Raw genomic sequence first — 15,863 nt, forward strand, 5'->3', positions numbered from 1 at the left:
CCCCGACACGTCATCTTCGCGCCGTACGCGGCCGACAGCGCGCTCCGCCCGGTGACCTATCTGTAAGGGTCTCACCGGCTACCCGGTAGTGACATCACTGCATTCAATGCGTACGCTCCTGAATATGGATATGCACACTGTGGTGGTGGGGACGTCCGGGGTCACCGCGTCCGACGTCCTCGCCGTGGCGCGTGGGGGCGCCCGGATCGAGCTTTCGAGCGAGGCGCTCGCGGCGCTCGCGGCGGCGCGGGAGATCGTGGACGCGCTGGCGGCCAAGCCGGAGCCCGTGTACGGCGTGAGTACCGGCTTCGGGGCGTTGGCGTCCCGGCACATCAGTCCGGAACTGCGGGCACAGCTTCAGCGCAACATCGTTCGTTCGCATGCCGCCGGGATGGGGCCGCGGGTGGAGCGGGAGGTCGTGCGGGCGCTCATGTTCCTGCGGCTCAAGACCGTCTGCTCGGGGCACACCGGTGTGCGGCCCGAGGTCGCGCAGACCATGGCCGATGTGCTGAACGCCGGGATCACGCCCGTCGTCCACGAGTACGGCTCCCTGGGCTGCTCCGGTGACCTCGCGCCGCTCTCGCACTGCGCGCTGACGCTCATGGGCGAGGGGGACGCCGAGGGGCCGGACGGGGTCGTGAAGCCTGCCGGTGAGTTGCTCGCCGAGGCCGGTATCGCGCCCGTCGAGCTGCGTGAGAAGGAGGGTCTCGCCCTTCTCAACGGCACCGACGGCATGCTCGGCATGCTGGTCATGGCCCTCGCCGATCTCGACATGCTCTACAAGTCCGCCGATGTTACGGCGGCGCTGAGTCTGGAGGCGCTGCTCGGTACCGACAAGGTGCTCGCGCCCGAGTTGCACGCCATCCGCCCGCACCCGGGGCAGGGTGCCAGTGCCGCCAACATGCTTGCCGTGCTTGCCGGTTCGGAGCTCACCGGGCATCACCAGGACGACGCGCCGCGCGTCCAGGACGCGTACTCGGTGCGGTGTGCTCCGCAGGTCGCCGGTGCCGGGCGGGACACCATCGCGCACGCCCGGCTGGTCGCGGAAAGGGAGTTGGCGTCCGCCGTCGACAACCCCGTTGTGCTGCCCGACGGCCGGGTCGAGTCCAACGGCAACTTCCATGGGGCGCCGGTGGCTTACGTCCTCGACTTCCTCGCCATCGCCGCCGCCGACCTCGGGTCGATCGCCGAGCGCCGTACCGACCGGCTGCTCGACAAGAACCGCTCGCACGGACTGCCGCCGTTCCTCGCGGACGACGCCGGTGTCGACTCCGGGCTGATGATCGCCCAGTACACGCAGGCCGCGCTGGTGAGTGAGATGAAGCGGCTCGCCGTGCCTGCCTCCGCCGACTCGATTCCGTCCTCCGCGATGCAGGAGGATCATGTTTCGATGGGGTGGTCGGCCGCGCGCAAGCTGCGTACCGCCGTCGACAACCTCACCCGCGTCATCGCCGTCGAGCTGTATGCCGCCACGCGCGCCGTCGAGCTGCGCGAGGGTCTGGCCGCTGCGCCGGCCTCGCGGGCGGTCATCGACGCCGTACGGGCGGCGGGTGTCGAGGGTCCTGGTCCGGACCGGTTCCTGTCACCGGACCTTGCTGCTGCCGACGCGTTCGTGCGTGGCGGGCATGTGGTCGAGGCCGTGGAGAAGGTCACCGGGCCGTTGCGGTGAGGCAGTTGGGGCCCTGTCGCGTCTGCGGCAGGGCCTCGTGGGTCACTTCAGCTTGGCGGACTGCGCGGTGATCACCGCGGCGGGCACGGTGTAGTCCTTGCCGGCCATCATCGCGCCGATGTTCATCGTGTAGTATGTCGCGACGGTGTTCCCATGGCGTACGACCTCGGCGTGCACGGTGGACGTCTGCCCGTCCGTGTCATCCATCTCTCCGTTCGCGGCGAAGGCCACCGACTCGTCACCGGTTCCCGAGCCCTTCTCGGCGGTGACCTTGGTGAACTTCTGCTCGTCGCCGCCCGCAGCGCTCGCGAAGCCGCCCGCGCAGCCGGAGACCGCGTCCGAGACCGACTTGACGGCCTTCTCGGCGCCGTCGCCGTCGTACGACGAGAGCGCGACCACCGTGACGTTGACGGTCATCGAGTCGGTGAGCGTCTTCTCGATGTCGGAGTCGGTCATGTCCTCAAGGGACTTGGAGGCGGCGTCCGAGGGCTTCTTCTCCTCGGTGGCCGTGCGGTTGGTGTACGCCACCGCGTCGCCCGGCGCGAGGCCGCTCATGACGTAGAGGAGCGGCTTGCACTTCTCGTCGGCCTTGATGGCGCTCTTGCCGGCCGGATACGTCTTGGCCACCGCGGCGACCTTGTAGCCGGCGGCATCGCCCTGGGCGATGATCAGCTTCTTCAACTCGGCGGCGGTGAGCGCCTTGGCGGTGCCTTTGGCCGAGCCTGTGGTGGAACTCTTCGCGGAGTCCTTCGCGGAGTCTTTCGCGTTGTCCGAACCGCCGTCGGAGCACGCGGTGATGAGGGACAGCGACAGTGCGCCCACCGCGACGGTGACGCACAGCCGTATGCCCGATGATCTCTTCATGAGCGGACTATGAAGCTTAAGTCAAGGAAGCGTCAAGCGAGTTAAAAGCCGAGCCGTTCCCGTCGTACCGAATACGCCACGAAACAGGCGCCGATGCCGAGGAACACCGTGCCTCCGAAGATGTACGGAGTGGTGTTCGGGCTGCCGGTGTCGGCGAGTTGGGTGTCGTCCGAGTAGGTCGTGACACCCGTGGCCGTGTCGGTCGAGGTGGCCCGCGCCTGCTGGGTGACCTGGGAGGTCGGTGTCGCCGAAGTCTCCACTCTGGGCTGGTCGGTCACCGTCGCGTTGGCGGAGGGGACGAACCACAGGGCGCCCAGCAGGGTGCCCGCGGCGGTGGCGGTCAGCATCGTTCGGCGAGCGGTTGACACGGAATATCGATCCCCTTGTGGCGCTGGCGAATTGGCCGTGTGGAGCGATGCTAATGAACAGTGCGGGTCGCGGGAAAGTCACGGTGCCTGTGGGTCGTACGCTCCCGTCATGAGCACCCCAGAGACATCACGTTTTGTACGCCTTCGTGTCGAACTCGTTCTTGAAGTCGAGAACGAGGACGCCGTGACCAAGGCCGCGTTGGCCAAGATCGCCGAGGATCCGGAGCTGCCCGGCGACGAACGGGCGCACGCCGAGAGCGCTGTGACGGAAGACACCGCCGAGGCGCTCGCCTATCTCGTGGACCCGTTCGACCTGGTCAGTGAGATGCCGGGGGTCGAACTGGCCCAGGCCTCGTGGAGCAGTGAGGAGATCGACTACGACCCGGATTCGCCGGATTGGGACCTCGACGAGGATGATGTCGACGGCGATGAGGAAGCAGACGGGACGGCAGTGGTCGGCTGAGCCGTGCTCGGGAGCGCGTGACCCCGGGCGGCGACCGTCGTCCGGGGTTTCGTCGTCCCAGCGGTTCCGGGCGTCACAGAGGACGTGGTGTGCCCCACACATAGTGGGTAGGCGGAACGGGGTGCACCAGTCGTAGCGTTGGATTCTTAAGAAGTGTTTAACGGGGCGCTCGGGTGTTTGGTGATTCGGCAACGATGGAGAAGCGTGTGATGACGGACAGTAAGCGGCGCAAGAGCCTCATGGCTGCGTCCGCACTGCTCGGCGGTGTGCTCGTGCTCACGGCGTGTTCCGGCAGCGACGACAAGTCGTCCGGCAGCGACGCGAGCCGGAGTTCACAGTCCAAGGCCGACGAGGCGGCGGCGAAGAAGTCCTCCGAGGCGCTGATCAAGATCACGCCGGCGGACGGTTCGGACAACGCCTCCATCAACAACTCGGCCGCTGTCACCGTCAGCAAGGGCACGCTCACGGCCGTAACGATGACGACCGCGGACGGCAAGGCCGTCGCGGGCACCATCGCCGCCGACAAGCTCAGCTGGAAGCCCAGCGCCCAGCTGGACCGCTCCACCACGTACAAGGTCGCGGCCACCGCCAAGGACTCCGCCGGTCTCGCCGCCCACGAGAACGCCTCCTTCACCACGGTCTCCCCGGCCAACAGCTTCATAGGGAACTTCACGCCCGAGGACGGCTCGACGGTCGGCGTCGGCATGCCGGTGTCGATCAACTTCAACAAGGCGATCACCAACAAGGCCGCCGTCCAGAAGGGCGTCACCGTCACGTCCACCAGCGGCCAGGAAGTCGTCTGCCACTGGTTCAACACCCAGCGCATGGACTGCCGCCCCGAGGACTACTGGAAGGAGAACTCCACCGTCACGCTGAAGCTCGCGCTCGACGGCGTCGAGGGCGCCTCCGGTGTCTACGGCGTGCAGCAGAAGACGGTCACCTTCCACATCGGCCGCAACCAGGTCTCGTACGTCGACGCGAAGTCGAAGCAGATGAAGGTCGAGCAGGACGGCAAGGTCGTCAAGACCATCCCGATCTCTGCCGGTTCGCCCGAACACACCACGTACAACGGCCAGATGGTGATGTCCGAGAAGTTCACGCAGACCCGTATGAACGGTGCGACGGTCGGTTTCACGGACGACGACGGCAAGGGCGAGTACGACATCAAGGACGTCCCGCACGCCATCCGCCTCACCAGCTCCGGCACGTTCATCCACGGCAACTACTGGGGTTCGCCTTCGGTGTTCGGCAGCGTCAACACCAGCCACGGGTGTGTCGGCCTGCAGGACGTGAAGGGCGCGGGCGACAAGAACATGCCGGCGGCCTGGTTCTACAACAACTCGATGGTGGGTGACGTCGTCGTCATCTCCCACACGGGCGACAAGACGGTGGCTCCGGACAACGGCCTCAACGGCTGGAACATGGACTGGGCGCAGTGGAAGGCGGGGTCGGCGGTCTGATCCGACCCGACCGGCCAACTCCGGTTCGCTTGAAGGCGGTTGCCCCTGGGTGGGGGTGGCCGCCTTTCGCGTTGCGGAACTGAAGTGGCGTGTGGGGGCGGAGAGTTGGCGGTAGTATACGGAACGTGACGTACCTCGGGTGCGCCTCCCTTGTTCCGGGCCCCTCTCCTCGGGGCCCGGCCCGAAGCGGGGCGGTTCCGGGTAAAGAAAAAAGGCCGCCTCCCTATGGAAAGGGAGGCGCACCCTGTGGGACGTCATGCCAAGCCGAAACCGACTCTCGTGTGTCGGCTCACCCGGTTGCTGCCGGAGAAGTGGGCCAAGCATGTGAGGCGGTGGTGGCTCAGCAGGTAGCGGGAGACCCCTCGCAGTACTAGGGGCCTCCCACCAAGCTCCTGGGTGAGCTGGAGCCCCTGTCACGGAAATTCACCGGAACCGTGGCGGGGGCTCGTTTTCTTCTACGACGACGATACCGGCTACGGCGCCCGCAGCAACCCCGACTCGTCAACAGGGGTCTTGAGCGCGGTGATGAACGGGGCCCAGGCGTCGGCGTTGAGGACGAGGGCGGCGCGGTGGGGGGCTTTTGAGTCGCGTACGGGGACGAGGCCGGGGAGGTTGGCGGCGACCTCTACGCAGTTGCCGCCGTCGCCGTTGCTGTAGCTCGACTTGCGCCAGATGGCGGCGCCGGGGAAGTCGCTGGCGATCTCTACGCAGTCCCCGCCGCTTTCGTTGCTGTAGCTGCTCTTGAACCAGAGAGCGTCACTCAAGTCGATCCGGTTGCTTGCCATTTCGATAATCCTCTGCCGCTGCCTTGATCATGGCGAGGGACGTGTCTGGTGACAGCGCGACGGCCCTGAGCTGATCGTATGCCTTACGGTACTGATCCACGAGAGCCGGATCGTCAATGGTGTCCCCGCTGTAGGACGCCTCGGTGTACACGAGCGGTGGGGCATCCGGGAACTTCATGGTCATGATGGAGGCGGTCATCAGTGGGTACGCCCTCTGCTTCCGCGGAACGATCTGCGGAGTGATCCGGCGCCGGTCTGCCAGCTCCGCGATACGGTCGAGCTGTACCGCCATGTCCCGGTCCGCCAGGAGTGGTTCGGTGAACAGGCGCTCGTGCAGGATGACCCAGTACTCCGGTGTGTGGTGGTCCGTCTCGAAGAGGTCGGCGCGAGTCATTCGGGCGCTGACTTTCTCCTCCACCTCGGCATCGAGGGACAGTGGGAGACCTGCCAGGATGACGGCCCGTGCGTAGACGGGGGTTTGCAGCAGCCCTGGGAAGAGTGTCGGGCACCAAGCCTCGATGGTCGTGGCGTGCTTCTCCGCCTCCAGGACCTTCTCGAAGTACTCGGCGTGCCCTGACCTACGAGCCTTCCGCACCGACTCACAGTTCCGCTCGAAGAACCCGTCCGTCCCCAACTTTCGATCCGCGTGCTGAGCCAGATCCAGCGGCATCCTCCGCTCGCCGTGCTCAATATCGCTCAGGTACGTCTTGCCGTAGAAGCTGCCCTCCAGGAAGGCCTCCAACGACAGCCCCGCCTCCTCCCGCTTCCACCTCAACTCCTTGCCGTAGAAGGTCGGAACGCTCATCGAGCCGTCGATGTCCTTGCCCCGTGCCACCACTTACCCTCCTCCGCTGACCCGGTCGCGAACGCGAAACCTCTTTTACGGTAGCCAGCGAAACGCCAGCCTGTGAGGTGTTCGTCACAGAGCGCACAGGAGGCACCCGTTCATGTCCGACCCCTACGACACGACCCTCTGCGTCGAGGAACTCCGCGAGGCCCTCGACCTGCACGGCATCACGCTGCCCTCCCTCGGCATGGACATCCTGTACGCCGGCCTCGTCGCGCTCGGGAACTGCAACACCGCCACGGCCCGTGAACTCGCCGCCGCACTGCGGAAGGCGGCGGAACGGTGACCTTCGAACTCAGGCTGCTGGCCACGCCCAAAGCCGTACCGGAACTCCGCCATCACCTCCGACACCACGACTACGATGTCCGGCTCTGCGCAACGGAGTTGGTGACCAACGTGATCGACCATGTCGGGGAGGGGACACCGGTGACCGTGCGAGTCCTCGGTACGGATGACGGCCTCACGCGGGTCGAGGTCACCGATCCGGATCCGCGGGCGCTGCCTGTGCTGCTCCGGGCGACGGCGACGGACGAGCACGGCCGGGGGATGGCACTTCTCGACGCGCTGGCGATGAGGTGGGGCGTGGAGCAGGGGGTGGAGTGCAAGACGGTGTGGTGCGAGCTGGGCAGTTTCGTCGAGAGGGGATGTACCGGAGTCAGGGATTGATGCTGGAAGCCCACTCGTCGGTTCTTGCCAAGGTCGGCCCGCTGATTTCGTCGGCGCCCGAAGTGAATGCGAGCCATCGAAGCTCGTCACAGGCGAAGAAGGACTCACCCCAGGTGTCGACCCAGATGCGAACCCGCCCGTCGCCGAGAGGCGTGAGATCCCACCAGGCCCACCCTCGGAATTCGGAATCGGGATCGAATTGGTAGAGCCATTCCTGAAGCTTCCAGGCTCCTCCGTCGATCGCCGAGATGTACCGTTGTGCGCCGCTCCGAGCGGAATCCGGAACCGGTAATGAGGTGTCGCCACTCACTCCGGCAAACCATTCCGGAATCCTGGATACGGAGAGGTCGTCTCCATCAAGAGACTCAGAAAGCGCCAACTCTAGCGTGATGTGCAGTACGGATTTTATCCTTGCCTGGTACTCGGCGACGTCACCTTTTACCGCCACATCGAACGCGCACAACATCGGTGGTGCCGCAGCGAGTGATGGCCTGTCGGAGATTCGATGCAACTCCTGCTCAATGTCGTCGATTTCGTGAATCACGTCAATGCGCCCCTTGTCAGCCTTCCTGTGTCATCCGTACAGATCGTCCGCCATGGTCGGATCAGGGAGGGATGCGTCGTCTTCAGATGATCAAGTGCAGTGATCTGGACGTGACGGCGACAGTGAGGAAGGGGTAAGCGCCTTCAACATGAAGTGTCCCCTGCCGGTTACCGAATGTCAGGGAGTGGCATTGCAAGAAACGCCTCAACTTCGGTTTTCACATATCGGGAAAGATTCTTCAACCCTGCCACGATCTCTTTGAGGTCACGAGCAAGTGCAGGGAAATGGCCCCAGGCATCTGCGCCCCTGGTGACTACAGCGTACAGAAGATCGTCGTCGTACCAGTCGCCGTCGGCCTGGTTCGCTGCGGTATCCCGCAGGATTTCGACCGCAAGGGGAAGAAGCCAGTGAAGGCCAACGTTTTGCCCGACAAGCCGGGCCAGCTCGTGTGCTTGCAGCTCGCCAAGAGGTCGGCGTCGCAACTCGTGGACATTCTTGACCATGGAGGTCGTGTCTTCGGGTGGGTCCGGCCAGCGCTGACCTTCGAGCTGTTCGAGTGAAAGGCTGCGGTCGACAGGCATGGGCATTATTTGGTTCCTATCCGTTGGCATGACCCAGTGTAACTTGCCGTCGCTACCGATGGCCGATGGAGTGCATGAATCCGTTTATGCGGTCGAGTTCCGATATGGCATCTTTTCGCTTCCTCTCCAATACTTCAATTCCTCGATCCGTGATCGTGTCCGGTGGGTTCTGAAGCTCCTTCTCCAATATTCTACGAATGTTGTCGAGGCCGTTCCTGGCCTGCTTGAGATCGGTGATGTGATCGAATGGTGTGCCGTCGGGCTTCCTGGCGACCACTTCTCCGCCCGCTTCACGTCGCGCAGCATTGTAGTGATTGTGATTCGGCTGAGAATTGATTGACCCTATGGGGTCTTTCTTGATGTTCTCAAGCCGTTCGATCGCTCTTTGCGCGTCCTCGCGCAAGCCCAGTTCACGGCAAGGCGTGAGTCCGAGCGGGTCAGCCCATGTGTGCGGATTGTTGACATAGATTCCAGGGTTCGGCGACGGGAGCAGGCCGAGGGGGTCGGAGGTGAGGTAACGGGCGGTTTCCGGGTCGTAATGCCGGAAGTAGTTGTAATGCAGTCCCGTTTCGGGGTCGAAGTACTGCCCCGGGAAGCGGAGCGGTGTGTAAGCGGTGCTGTCTGTCGCCCAGGCTGTTGTGCCCCACAGGGTGCTGCGGGTGTGCCAGGCGATGTCGCCCTGTTCGTCGATGAGTTCGGTGGGGGTGCCCACCAGGTCCGTGATGATGGCGAAGAAGCGGGAGTCGATCTCCTGTTGGGGGGCGTCCGCAATCGTGATGCGTTCTGTCTGGGCTATGGGGCTCAGGCCTTGGTGGTCCCAGGTGAGGATCACCGGGTTGGGGAGGTCCACGGACGCGGTGGTCTGTTCGCACAGGGTGGTGCCGTCCCAGGTGAACACCACGCGCTCCACGACCGTTCCGCCGTCTGCGGCCAGGCGGAACTTCGCCGTGCGCCGGCCGAGTGCGTCGTAGGTGTAACCCCACCGTGTGCCGTCCGGAGTCGTCACCGACATCAGGCGGTCTTCCGCGTCCCACTCGTAGCGCCACGTGTCCGGTTTGCGGGACAGGCGGGTCTTCTGCCTCAGGGTGATGCGGCCGAGGGCGTCGTGTTCGTAGCGGACGTTGCCCGCGCGGGTGATGCGGGTGCCTGTGTAGGAGCGGTCGCCCGTTGCCTCCTGGCCCGGGTGGTTCGTTGGCCAGTGCGCCTGGGTCTGGTTGCCTGCCTCGTCGTACACGTATGTCTCGGTCCAGTTCGCCGCGTGGACCGCTGTTACTCGGCCTGTCGCGTCCAGGTCGAAGCGGCGGGTGCCGGAGAGCTGGTCGTCGATCGCGGTCAGGTTGCCGTCGGCTCGGTAGGCGTAAGCGCGGTGCTGGAGTGAGTTGCCCGTTGCGCCCATGACCGACTGGGCGGTCAGGCGGCCCAGTCGGTCGAAGGTGTGCTCAAGAGTGAGCGTTTCGCCGACTTGGCGGGTGACTTCACGGCCTGACTCGTCGTACTCGAAGTCGATGGAACGGCCCGAAGCCACCAGCCCCGTGCGGCGGCTCGTGCTGTCGTACGTCCAGGTCGTGGTTGCGCCGGTCGGGGTCGTGCGGCCGGTTCGGCGGCCGAATTCGTCGTAGGTGTACGTCAGTTCCCTGCCGTCGACCGTCTCCGAGCGAACGCGGCCGTAGCGATCGCGCAGCACGGTCAGTGTGGTGTTGGGGCCGGTTGCCTGGGCCAGTCCGTCCGTCATGTCGTATGCGTACGTGGTGACTCGGCCGGCCGCGTTCTTGTGGATCACCTGGCCCAGTTCGTTGCGTTCGAAGGCCACGACCTGGCCGAGGGCGTTGGTGCGGGTCGTCAGGCGGCCTGTCGCGTCGTGGGTGTAGGTGAGAGTGCGGTCGTCGAAGTCCGTCTCCGCGATCAGGCGGCCTGCCGCGTCGTAGGCGTAACTCCAGGTCAGGCCTTGTGGGTTGGTGACCTGGGTGAGGTTCAGTTCCTTGTCATGGGTGAACTCGTGGCGTACGCCGTCCGGGCCGGTGCGGGCCGTGAGGAGGTCGAAGTGGGTGTACTCGAAGTGGGATACGCCACCCAACGGGTCTGTGTGGCTTGTGCAGTTGCCCTCGCCGTCGTGGGTCCAGGACTCGGTTGTGCCGTCCGGTGCTGTGCGGCGGGACAGATGGCCCTCGATTGTCCACTCCAGGCGAGTGGTGGCACCCACCGCATCTGAAATTGTGACAGTTCTGCCCAGACTGTCACGTTCACAGCGGGTGACCCCGCCGAGCGGGTCCGTGATCTCCAGCGGGAGACCGGTGCGGTCGCAGCGGACGGTAGTGGTCAGGCCGAGTGGGTCGGTCACCGTCGTGAGGCGGCCCGCGTCGTCGTAGGCGAAGTGGGTGGTGTGGCCGGTCGGATCGGTCACCGATGTGCGGTTGCCGCGGTCGTCGTACGTCTGGCGGATCACCGTGCCGTCCGGGTTCACCAGCCTTACCGGCAGGCCGAGTTCGTTGTACTCGGCCCTCGTCGCCCGCCCGTCGGGGCGAGTGACCGTGAGCAGGTTGCCGGACTCGTCGTAGCGGAAAGCGGTGGTGTGGCCGAGCGCGTCGGTCTGGGACAGGAGCCGGTTGCGACGGTCCCGGCGGTACCGGGTGACCGCCCCGGTCCCGTCGATCTCGGCGGTCACCTGTGCGCGGTCGTTGACCAGGTACCGGGCCGTGTGGCCGAACGAGTCGGTGATGGCGGTGACCCGTTGACCTGTTTCAGGGTCGGTCGTGTCGTAGGTGAAGGTCGAGCTCAGGTGGCCGGCGGCGCCGGACTGGGAGGTGCAGCGGTCCCGGTCGTCGTAGACGTAGTCGAAGCGGCTGCCGTTGGTGTCCGTCCAGGACGTGATGCGGCCGTGTTCGTCGCAGCCGAAGTGCAGAGGGCGTCCCGATGAGTTGGTCACCTCGGTGAGGTGGCCGTCGGTGTAGCCGTAGCGCAGGATCTCCTGGTCCGAGCCGTTGCTCGCCGCCCCGGCCAGGGTCAGGGCGGTCACCCGCCCGCCCGCAGTGCCCAGCTTCAGGTGGTAGCCGCCGCTGTGGACGATTGCGAGCGGGGTGCCCTCGGCGTCGTACTCGAAAGTGATCCAGTTGCCGTTGCGGTCGTCGATCTGTTCCAGGACCGCCGAGTCGTCGCCCTCGTCGGCGAAGTGCCACACTCGGCCGGAATCCGGGTCCGTGATCGTGTAGCCGCCGTCCTCGCGGTTCAGCGGCCAACGCGGGCCGTGGCCGGGGAGGGTGGGCAGACCCGGGGCGGGGTGCGGGTAGGCCAGCAGCAGGCCGTCCTCGGCGATGAAGACGACGCCCTCGGAGTCGATCTCCAGACGTTGGTCCACCGTCGACGACCACGTGGGACCGAACCAACGGCCTGAACGACAGGCCGAGTTGAACGAGCGCTTGAGGACCAGCGGCAGTGAGCCCGGCAAGGAGAGGTCGGTCTGGGGCAGCACCATGTGGCCCGTGGCGACATCGACGGGGTCCTTTTCGCAGACCGTTTCGTCCGGTCGCCGACTGGTGCCCTCGGGGTTCTCCGTCGCGCCCTTGCGTCCGGCACCCGCCGACTCCCCGGCCGCGTCCTTGGCCGACCGCTGGATCCCCGTCTCGACCGCACTCTCCATGCCGTCCTTGAGCGCGGCCCGGCCGAACGCCGCCTCCAGTCCCGCCCCGTCCCCCGCCAGGTTCGGCAGCAGCCGCCCCAGCCCCTCCGACGGGTCCTTCATGAAGTCGTCCAGCATCGTCTTCGCGGCCCGTTCCGGATGCGCGCCGGTGGAGACGAGGCCCGCCAGGGTCATGTTGACGTTCTGGACGTACGCGGCCGGGTGGGTCAGGTTGTACGGGTCCGTCGGGTTGAGGCCGCGGGCGAAGTTCAGGATGCCCGCCGTGCCTTTCACCACCCCGCCGCCGAAGTGCAGGATCTCCGTGTTGACGGCCTGGTGGCCGTCGGCCGCGTCCGCCTTCAACTGGGCCAGCGGGGGCGGTTCGGCGGGGGCGTGGGCCAACGCCTTGCGGACCGCGCTCGCCGCCGTACGACCCGCCTCGTCGCGTTGGCGGCGGGCCTCGTTCAGGATCTCGTGGGCGCGGTCCATGCCGGCCTTGCCCGGGTCCGTCGACGGCTGCTCCGGCTTCTCCTTCTTGTCATCGGCCGCAGACGCCTTCAGCTCCGCCTTGTACGCGTCCGACGCCCGCTTCCCCGGTCCGTACAGGTCGATCGCGTCCCGTGCCTGCCCCTGCGCCCACTCCACCGTGTCCGCGTACGACGACAGCGCCCCGCCCGCCGTGTCGCAGGCGTCGGCCGCCCGGAGCCACTTCGTGGGATGCATCGCGAACTTCTCGCGGAAGGCGTTCGCCGCCTCGCCCTGCCAGGACGACGAGTCCAGCCCGCGCATGCCGTCGCCGACCTTGTCGAACGCCGTGGAGAAGTCGGTGAGGTGCTTGGCCGCCGCCCTGATCGCCTTGGGGTCGCCGTGGACCAGGTCGGACGCCAGGTCGGTGTCGCCGAGTTGTCTCTCGTCCGGTGTGGCGCCGAGCCGGGAGGCGATCCTGTCGCCGGCGTTCTCCACCACGTCGGCGTAGCGGTGGGCGCCGACGTGGTCCAGGCCCTCCCCGATGAGATCGGTGCCTTTGTCGACCCCCTCGCCGACCAGCTTCTTGCCCGCGTCGACCACGTCGCCGACCTTGCCCAGACCGGAGTTGACCAGATCGTCGAACCCCATCAGCCCGCGTCCCCGCCCTGCCCGGACCGTTCCCGCGCCGCCTCCGCCGCCTTCGCCCGCTCCTCCGGTGACGGGCCCAACGGTCCGTCGAGGATGTCGTTGTACTCGTCCCCGCTGAGCCCGGCCGCCATCGCCACGTTCGCCGGGTTGACGCCCAACGGGCCGATCGTGTGCGAGGTCATCACATCAGCACATCACGCACCGCAACGCGCACACGCCGACACCCTCCCGACACGCTCCCGACGGCTGCGCAAACACCGCAAAACCGCCGCCCCGCACCCCCGTTGACAGCCCCGCGCATGCTCATTCCTTGGCCACGGACAGCCTTCTCATCGTTCTCTTATGTCGGCCTTATGGCATCATCACGCGCTGTACCTAGCTTGCGGGCCATGTTCTTCACCTACCTGAGGCGCGAGTTGCGCCGCCGCAGAAAAGCGGCCCTCGTCGTCGCCTCCGGCCTCGCCCTGGGCATCGCGCTGGTCATCGTGGTCAACTCCGTGTCCTCCGGCATGGGCAAGGCACAGGACAAGGTCCTCCAGTCGCTGTACGGACTCGGTACGGACATGACCGTCACGAAGGCGGCCACGCCCACCGCGAGCGGCTCGCAGCAGCCGCGGTTCCAGTTCGACGCGAACAACAACGGCGACAGCAAGACGCAGAGCAGCGACCGCGTCATGGTCCAGGGCTTCACCACGCTGGCCTCCACCACCGTCACCAAGGTGGCGGGGCAGAAGGGCGTCTCCGACGCCGTCGGCGGCCTGAGCCTCAACGTGGTCAAGGTCGACGGGCAGTTCACCCGCGGCCAGTTCCAGCAGAACCAGGGCAGCGGCAACGCGGAGGGCGGCAACCGCGGCGGCACCGGCACCGGCCAGCCGCAGGGCCAAGTCACCGGTGGCGGCGCCAACTTCAACATCAACGCGTACACGGTCTACGGCACGGACGTCACCAAACCCGCGCTCGGCCCGCTGACCTCCTCGAAGATCACCAGCGGCCGTACCTTCACCACCGCCGAGACCAACGCGAAGGTCGTCGTCGCCGACTCGGCGTACGCCAAGGAGAAGAAGCTCAAGGTCGGCTCGACCGTCACCATCAAGAGCGTCAAGTACAAGGTCATCGGCATCGCCACGGCCACCAGCGGTGACGCGGCGGCCAACCTGTACATCCCGCTGACGCAGGCGCAGACCCTGAGCGGTGACAAGAACAAGGTCACCACGATCTACGTCAAGGCGACCGACTCCAAGCAGATCTCGGCGGTCAAGAAGACCATCACGAGCAATGTCTCCGGTACGACGGTCACCACCTCCGCCGACCTCGCCGACACCGTCTCCGGGTCCCTGTCCACCGCCTCCTCCCTCGCCACCAGCGTCGGCAAGTGGCTCTCGATCGCGGTGCTCGTGGCCGCGTTCCTGGTCGCCGGGCTGCTCACCTCCTCGGCGGTCTCCCGCCGGGTGCGCGAGTTCGGCACGCTGAAGGCGCTCGGCTGGAAGTCGGGCCGGGTGACCCGGCAGGTGGTCGGCGAGGCCGTCGTCAACGGCCTGGTCGGCGGTGTCCTCGGCATCGCGCTCGGCCTGGCGGGCGCGTACGTCGTGACCGCGATCAGCCCGACCCTGTCGGCCTCCCTCGGCAGCACGGGCGGCGGGGGCCGGGCGGGCGGTCCCGGCGGTGGCGGCGGCTTCGGCGGTCCCGGCCGGCAGGCGGCGGCCAAGACGCTCGACGTCGCCCTCACCGCACCCGTCAACGCCACCACCATCGCCCTCGCGGTCGGCCTCGCCATCACCGGCGGCCTGATCGCCGGCGCCTTCGGCGGCTGGCGAGCCTCCCGACTCCGCCCGGCGGACGCTCTACGGCGGGTCGAGTAGCGGGTACGTGGTCAATTCCGTTCACTGCAGCGCGCCCCAAAGGGGCGCGGGGAACTGCGCGACCAGCCACAACGAACCTGCAGACGACCGATGGCGCCCAACCCCCCTTACTTCCCCAGGAGTTACCCCATGTACGAACTAAGAGGCGTCACCAAGCTCTACTCCCGCGGCAAGGAAACCGTCCATGCCCTCGACGGCATCGACCTCACCATCGGCGACGGCGACCGCCTGGTCATCCAAGGGCCGACCGGCGGCGGCAAGTCCACCCTGCTCCAGATGATCGGCGCCCTGGACCGCCCCACCGCAGGTGAAATCGTCCTGGACGGCGTCGACTTGGCGAAACTGTCCGAGGCCAAGCTCACCAAGGTCCGCAGCGAGAACATCGGCTTCGTGTTCCAGTCCTTCAACCTGATCCCGACGCTCACCGCACAGGAGAACGTCGAGACCGCCCTCGTCCCGCTGGGCACCAAGGCGAAGGAGCGCCGCGAACGGGCCGCCGAGGCACTGAAGTCGGTCGGTCTGGGCGAGCGCCTCGGCCACCTCCCCGGCGAGATGTCCGGAGGACAGCAGCAGCGCGTCGCCATCGCCCGCGCGCTGGTCAAGCAGCCCAAGGTGCTGCTGGCCGACGAGCCGACCGGCAACCTCGACGAGTCGATGCGCGACGAGATCATGGACGTACTGGAGAGCATGTGGAAGGAGCACGGGCTGACCTTCATCATGGTCACCCACGACTCCGCCATCGCGAAGAAGGCCCCGCGCCTCGCCACCATCCGCAAGGGGAAGATCACGGTGAAGGAGAACGCCGGGGCCTGAGCAACTCTACGGCTGTACAAGGGAGTTGGGCGGTCCGCTGGAGTGACTCGGCGGCTACTTACCGGAGTTCCCGCCGGCTTCACCCGGCGACTGCGTAACGGAGTCCGTGCGGGCGCGTAACAGTCTGCGGACGCGCTTTCTTACCCCCCTCTCATCTCTTGAGCGGTTGATCACCCCTCGGCATACTTCGTGTTCCGGGGGGTGTACGCGCAGGT

15 protein-coding genes are annotated in these 15,863 nt (G+C 66.6%); 7 read left to right on the top strand and 8 right to left on the bottom strand.

Translation table 11 applies throughout. The features are described 5' to 3' along the window. Window positions 1-130 precede the first annotated feature (130 nt). A complete protein-coding gene (gene hutH, locus ACIQBL_RS02620) occupies window positions 131-1,669 on the top strand; it encodes a histidine ammonia-lyase (RefSeq protein ID WP_401937015.1) in 1,539 nt (512 codons plus the stop codon). A 42-nt stretch (window positions 1,670-1,711) separates the two neighbouring features. Here the strand turns inward: hutH and ACIQBL_RS02625 are convergent, their stop codons facing one another. Then, window positions 1,712-2,533 carry a hypothetical protein gene (locus tag ACIQBL_RS02625; protein ID WP_401935898.1) on the bottom strand — a complete coding sequence of 274 codons (822 nt, stop codon included), beginning with the start codon at window positions 2,531-2,533 and terminating at the stop codon, window positions 1,712-1,714. A 41-nt stretch (window positions 2,534-2,574) separates the two neighbouring features. After that, a complete protein-coding gene (locus ACIQBL_RS02630; RefSeq protein ID WP_401937018.1) occupies window positions 2,575-2,880 on the bottom strand; it encodes a hypothetical protein in 306 nt (101 codons plus the stop codon). A gap of 130 nt (window positions 2,881-3,010) precedes the next feature. Here ACIQBL_RS02630 and ACIQBL_RS02635 point away from each other — a divergent pair, with 130 nt between their 5' ends. Continuing rightward, window positions 3,011-3,364: a hypothetical protein gene (locus ACIQBL_RS02635; RefSeq protein WP_401935900.1), complete on the top strand. Its 354-nt coding sequence runs from the start codon at window positions 3,011-3,013 to the stop codon at window positions 3,362-3,364. Between the two features lie 209 nt (window positions 3,365-3,573). Then, the gene (locus ACIQBL_RS02640; RefSeq protein WP_401935901.1) at window positions 3,574-4,824 is read left to right on the top strand and encodes an Ig-like domain-containing protein; all 1,251 of its coding nucleotides are present in this window, start codon (window positions 3,574-3,576) and stop codon (window positions 4,822-4,824) included. Window positions 4,825-5,297: 473 nt separating this feature from the next. Here the strand turns inward: ACIQBL_RS02640 and ACIQBL_RS02645 are convergent, their stop codons facing one another. Then, window positions 5,298-5,609, bottom strand: coding sequence for a DUF397 domain-containing protein (locus tag ACIQBL_RS02645; protein WP_401935903.1), 312 nt, complete (start codon window positions 5,607-5,609; stop codon window positions 5,298-5,300). After that, complete coding sequence (locus ACIQBL_RS02650; protein WP_401935905.1) at window positions 5,581-6,444, bottom strand: helix-turn-helix transcriptional regulator; 864 nt, start codon at window positions 6,442-6,444, stop codon at window positions 5,581-5,583. Before ACIQBL_RS02650 ends, ACIQBL_RS02645 begins: the two co-directional genes overlap by 29 nt. A gap of 112 nt (window positions 6,445-6,556) precedes the next feature. Between ACIQBL_RS02650 and ACIQBL_RS02655 the strand changes: the two genes are divergently transcribed. Further along, complete coding sequence (locus ACIQBL_RS02655) at window positions 6,557-6,742, top strand: hypothetical protein (RefSeq protein ID WP_401935907.1); 186 nt, start codon at window positions 6,557-6,559, stop codon at window positions 6,740-6,742. Continuing rightward, on the top strand, window positions 6,739-7,122 hold the full coding sequence (locus ACIQBL_RS02660) for an ATP-binding protein (protein ID WP_401935908.1): 384 nt from the start codon (window positions 6,739-6,741) through the stop codon (window positions 7,120-7,122). The genes ACIQBL_RS02655 and ACIQBL_RS02660 overlap by 4 nt, the downstream gene beginning before the upstream one ends. On the opposite strand, the gene ACIQBL_RS02665 is transcribed toward ACIQBL_RS02660, so the two are convergent. From ACIQBL_RS02665 to ACIQBL_RS02680, 4 genes are all read right to left on the bottom strand, one after another. Further along, window positions 7,112-7,666, bottom strand: coding sequence for a hypothetical protein (locus ACIQBL_RS02665; RefSeq protein ID WP_401935910.1), 555 nt, complete (start codon window positions 7,664-7,666; stop codon window positions 7,112-7,114). The two genes, ACIQBL_RS02660 and ACIQBL_RS02665, sit on opposite strands and share 11 nt — an antisense overlap. 167 nt (window positions 7,667-7,833) lie before the next feature. Beyond that, window positions 7,834-8,247 carry a contact-dependent growth inhibition system immunity protein gene (locus tag ACIQBL_RS02670; RefSeq protein WP_401935912.1) on the bottom strand — a complete coding sequence of 138 codons (414 nt, stop codon included), beginning with the start codon at window positions 8,245-8,247 and terminating at the stop codon, window positions 7,834-7,836. Window positions 8,248-8,299: 52 nt separating this feature from the next. After that, complete coding sequence (locus ACIQBL_RS02675; protein WP_401935914.1) at window positions 8,300-12,976, bottom strand: putative T7SS-secreted protein; 4,677 nt, start codon at window positions 12,974-12,976, stop codon at window positions 8,300-8,302. Next, window positions 12,976-13,158: a hypothetical protein gene (locus ACIQBL_RS02680; RefSeq protein WP_401935915.1), complete on the bottom strand. Its 183-nt coding sequence runs from the start codon at window positions 13,156-13,158 to the stop codon at window positions 12,976-12,978. The genes ACIQBL_RS02675 and ACIQBL_RS02680 overlap by 1 nt, the downstream gene beginning before the upstream one ends. 207 nt (window positions 13,159-13,365) lie before the next feature. Here ACIQBL_RS02680 and ACIQBL_RS02685 point away from each other — a divergent pair, with 207 nt between their 5' ends. Beyond that, window positions 13,366-14,835 (top strand): ABC transporter permease, encoded by a 1,470-nt coding sequence (locus ACIQBL_RS02685; protein ID WP_401935917.1) that lies wholly within the window; start codon window positions 13,366-13,368, stop codon window positions 14,833-14,835. A gap of 129 nt (window positions 14,836-14,964) precedes the next feature. Beyond that, window positions 14,965-15,648 (top strand): ABC transporter ATP-binding protein, encoded by a 684-nt coding sequence (locus tag ACIQBL_RS02690; protein WP_401935919.1) that lies wholly within the window; start codon window positions 14,965-14,967, stop codon window positions 15,646-15,648. Window positions 15,649-15,863 lie beyond the last annotated feature (215 nt).

This window comes from Streptomyces sp. NPDC088350 (genome assembly GCF_044753545.1).
GTDB lineage: Bacteria > Actinomycetota > Actinomycetes > Streptomycetales > Streptomycetaceae > Streptomyces.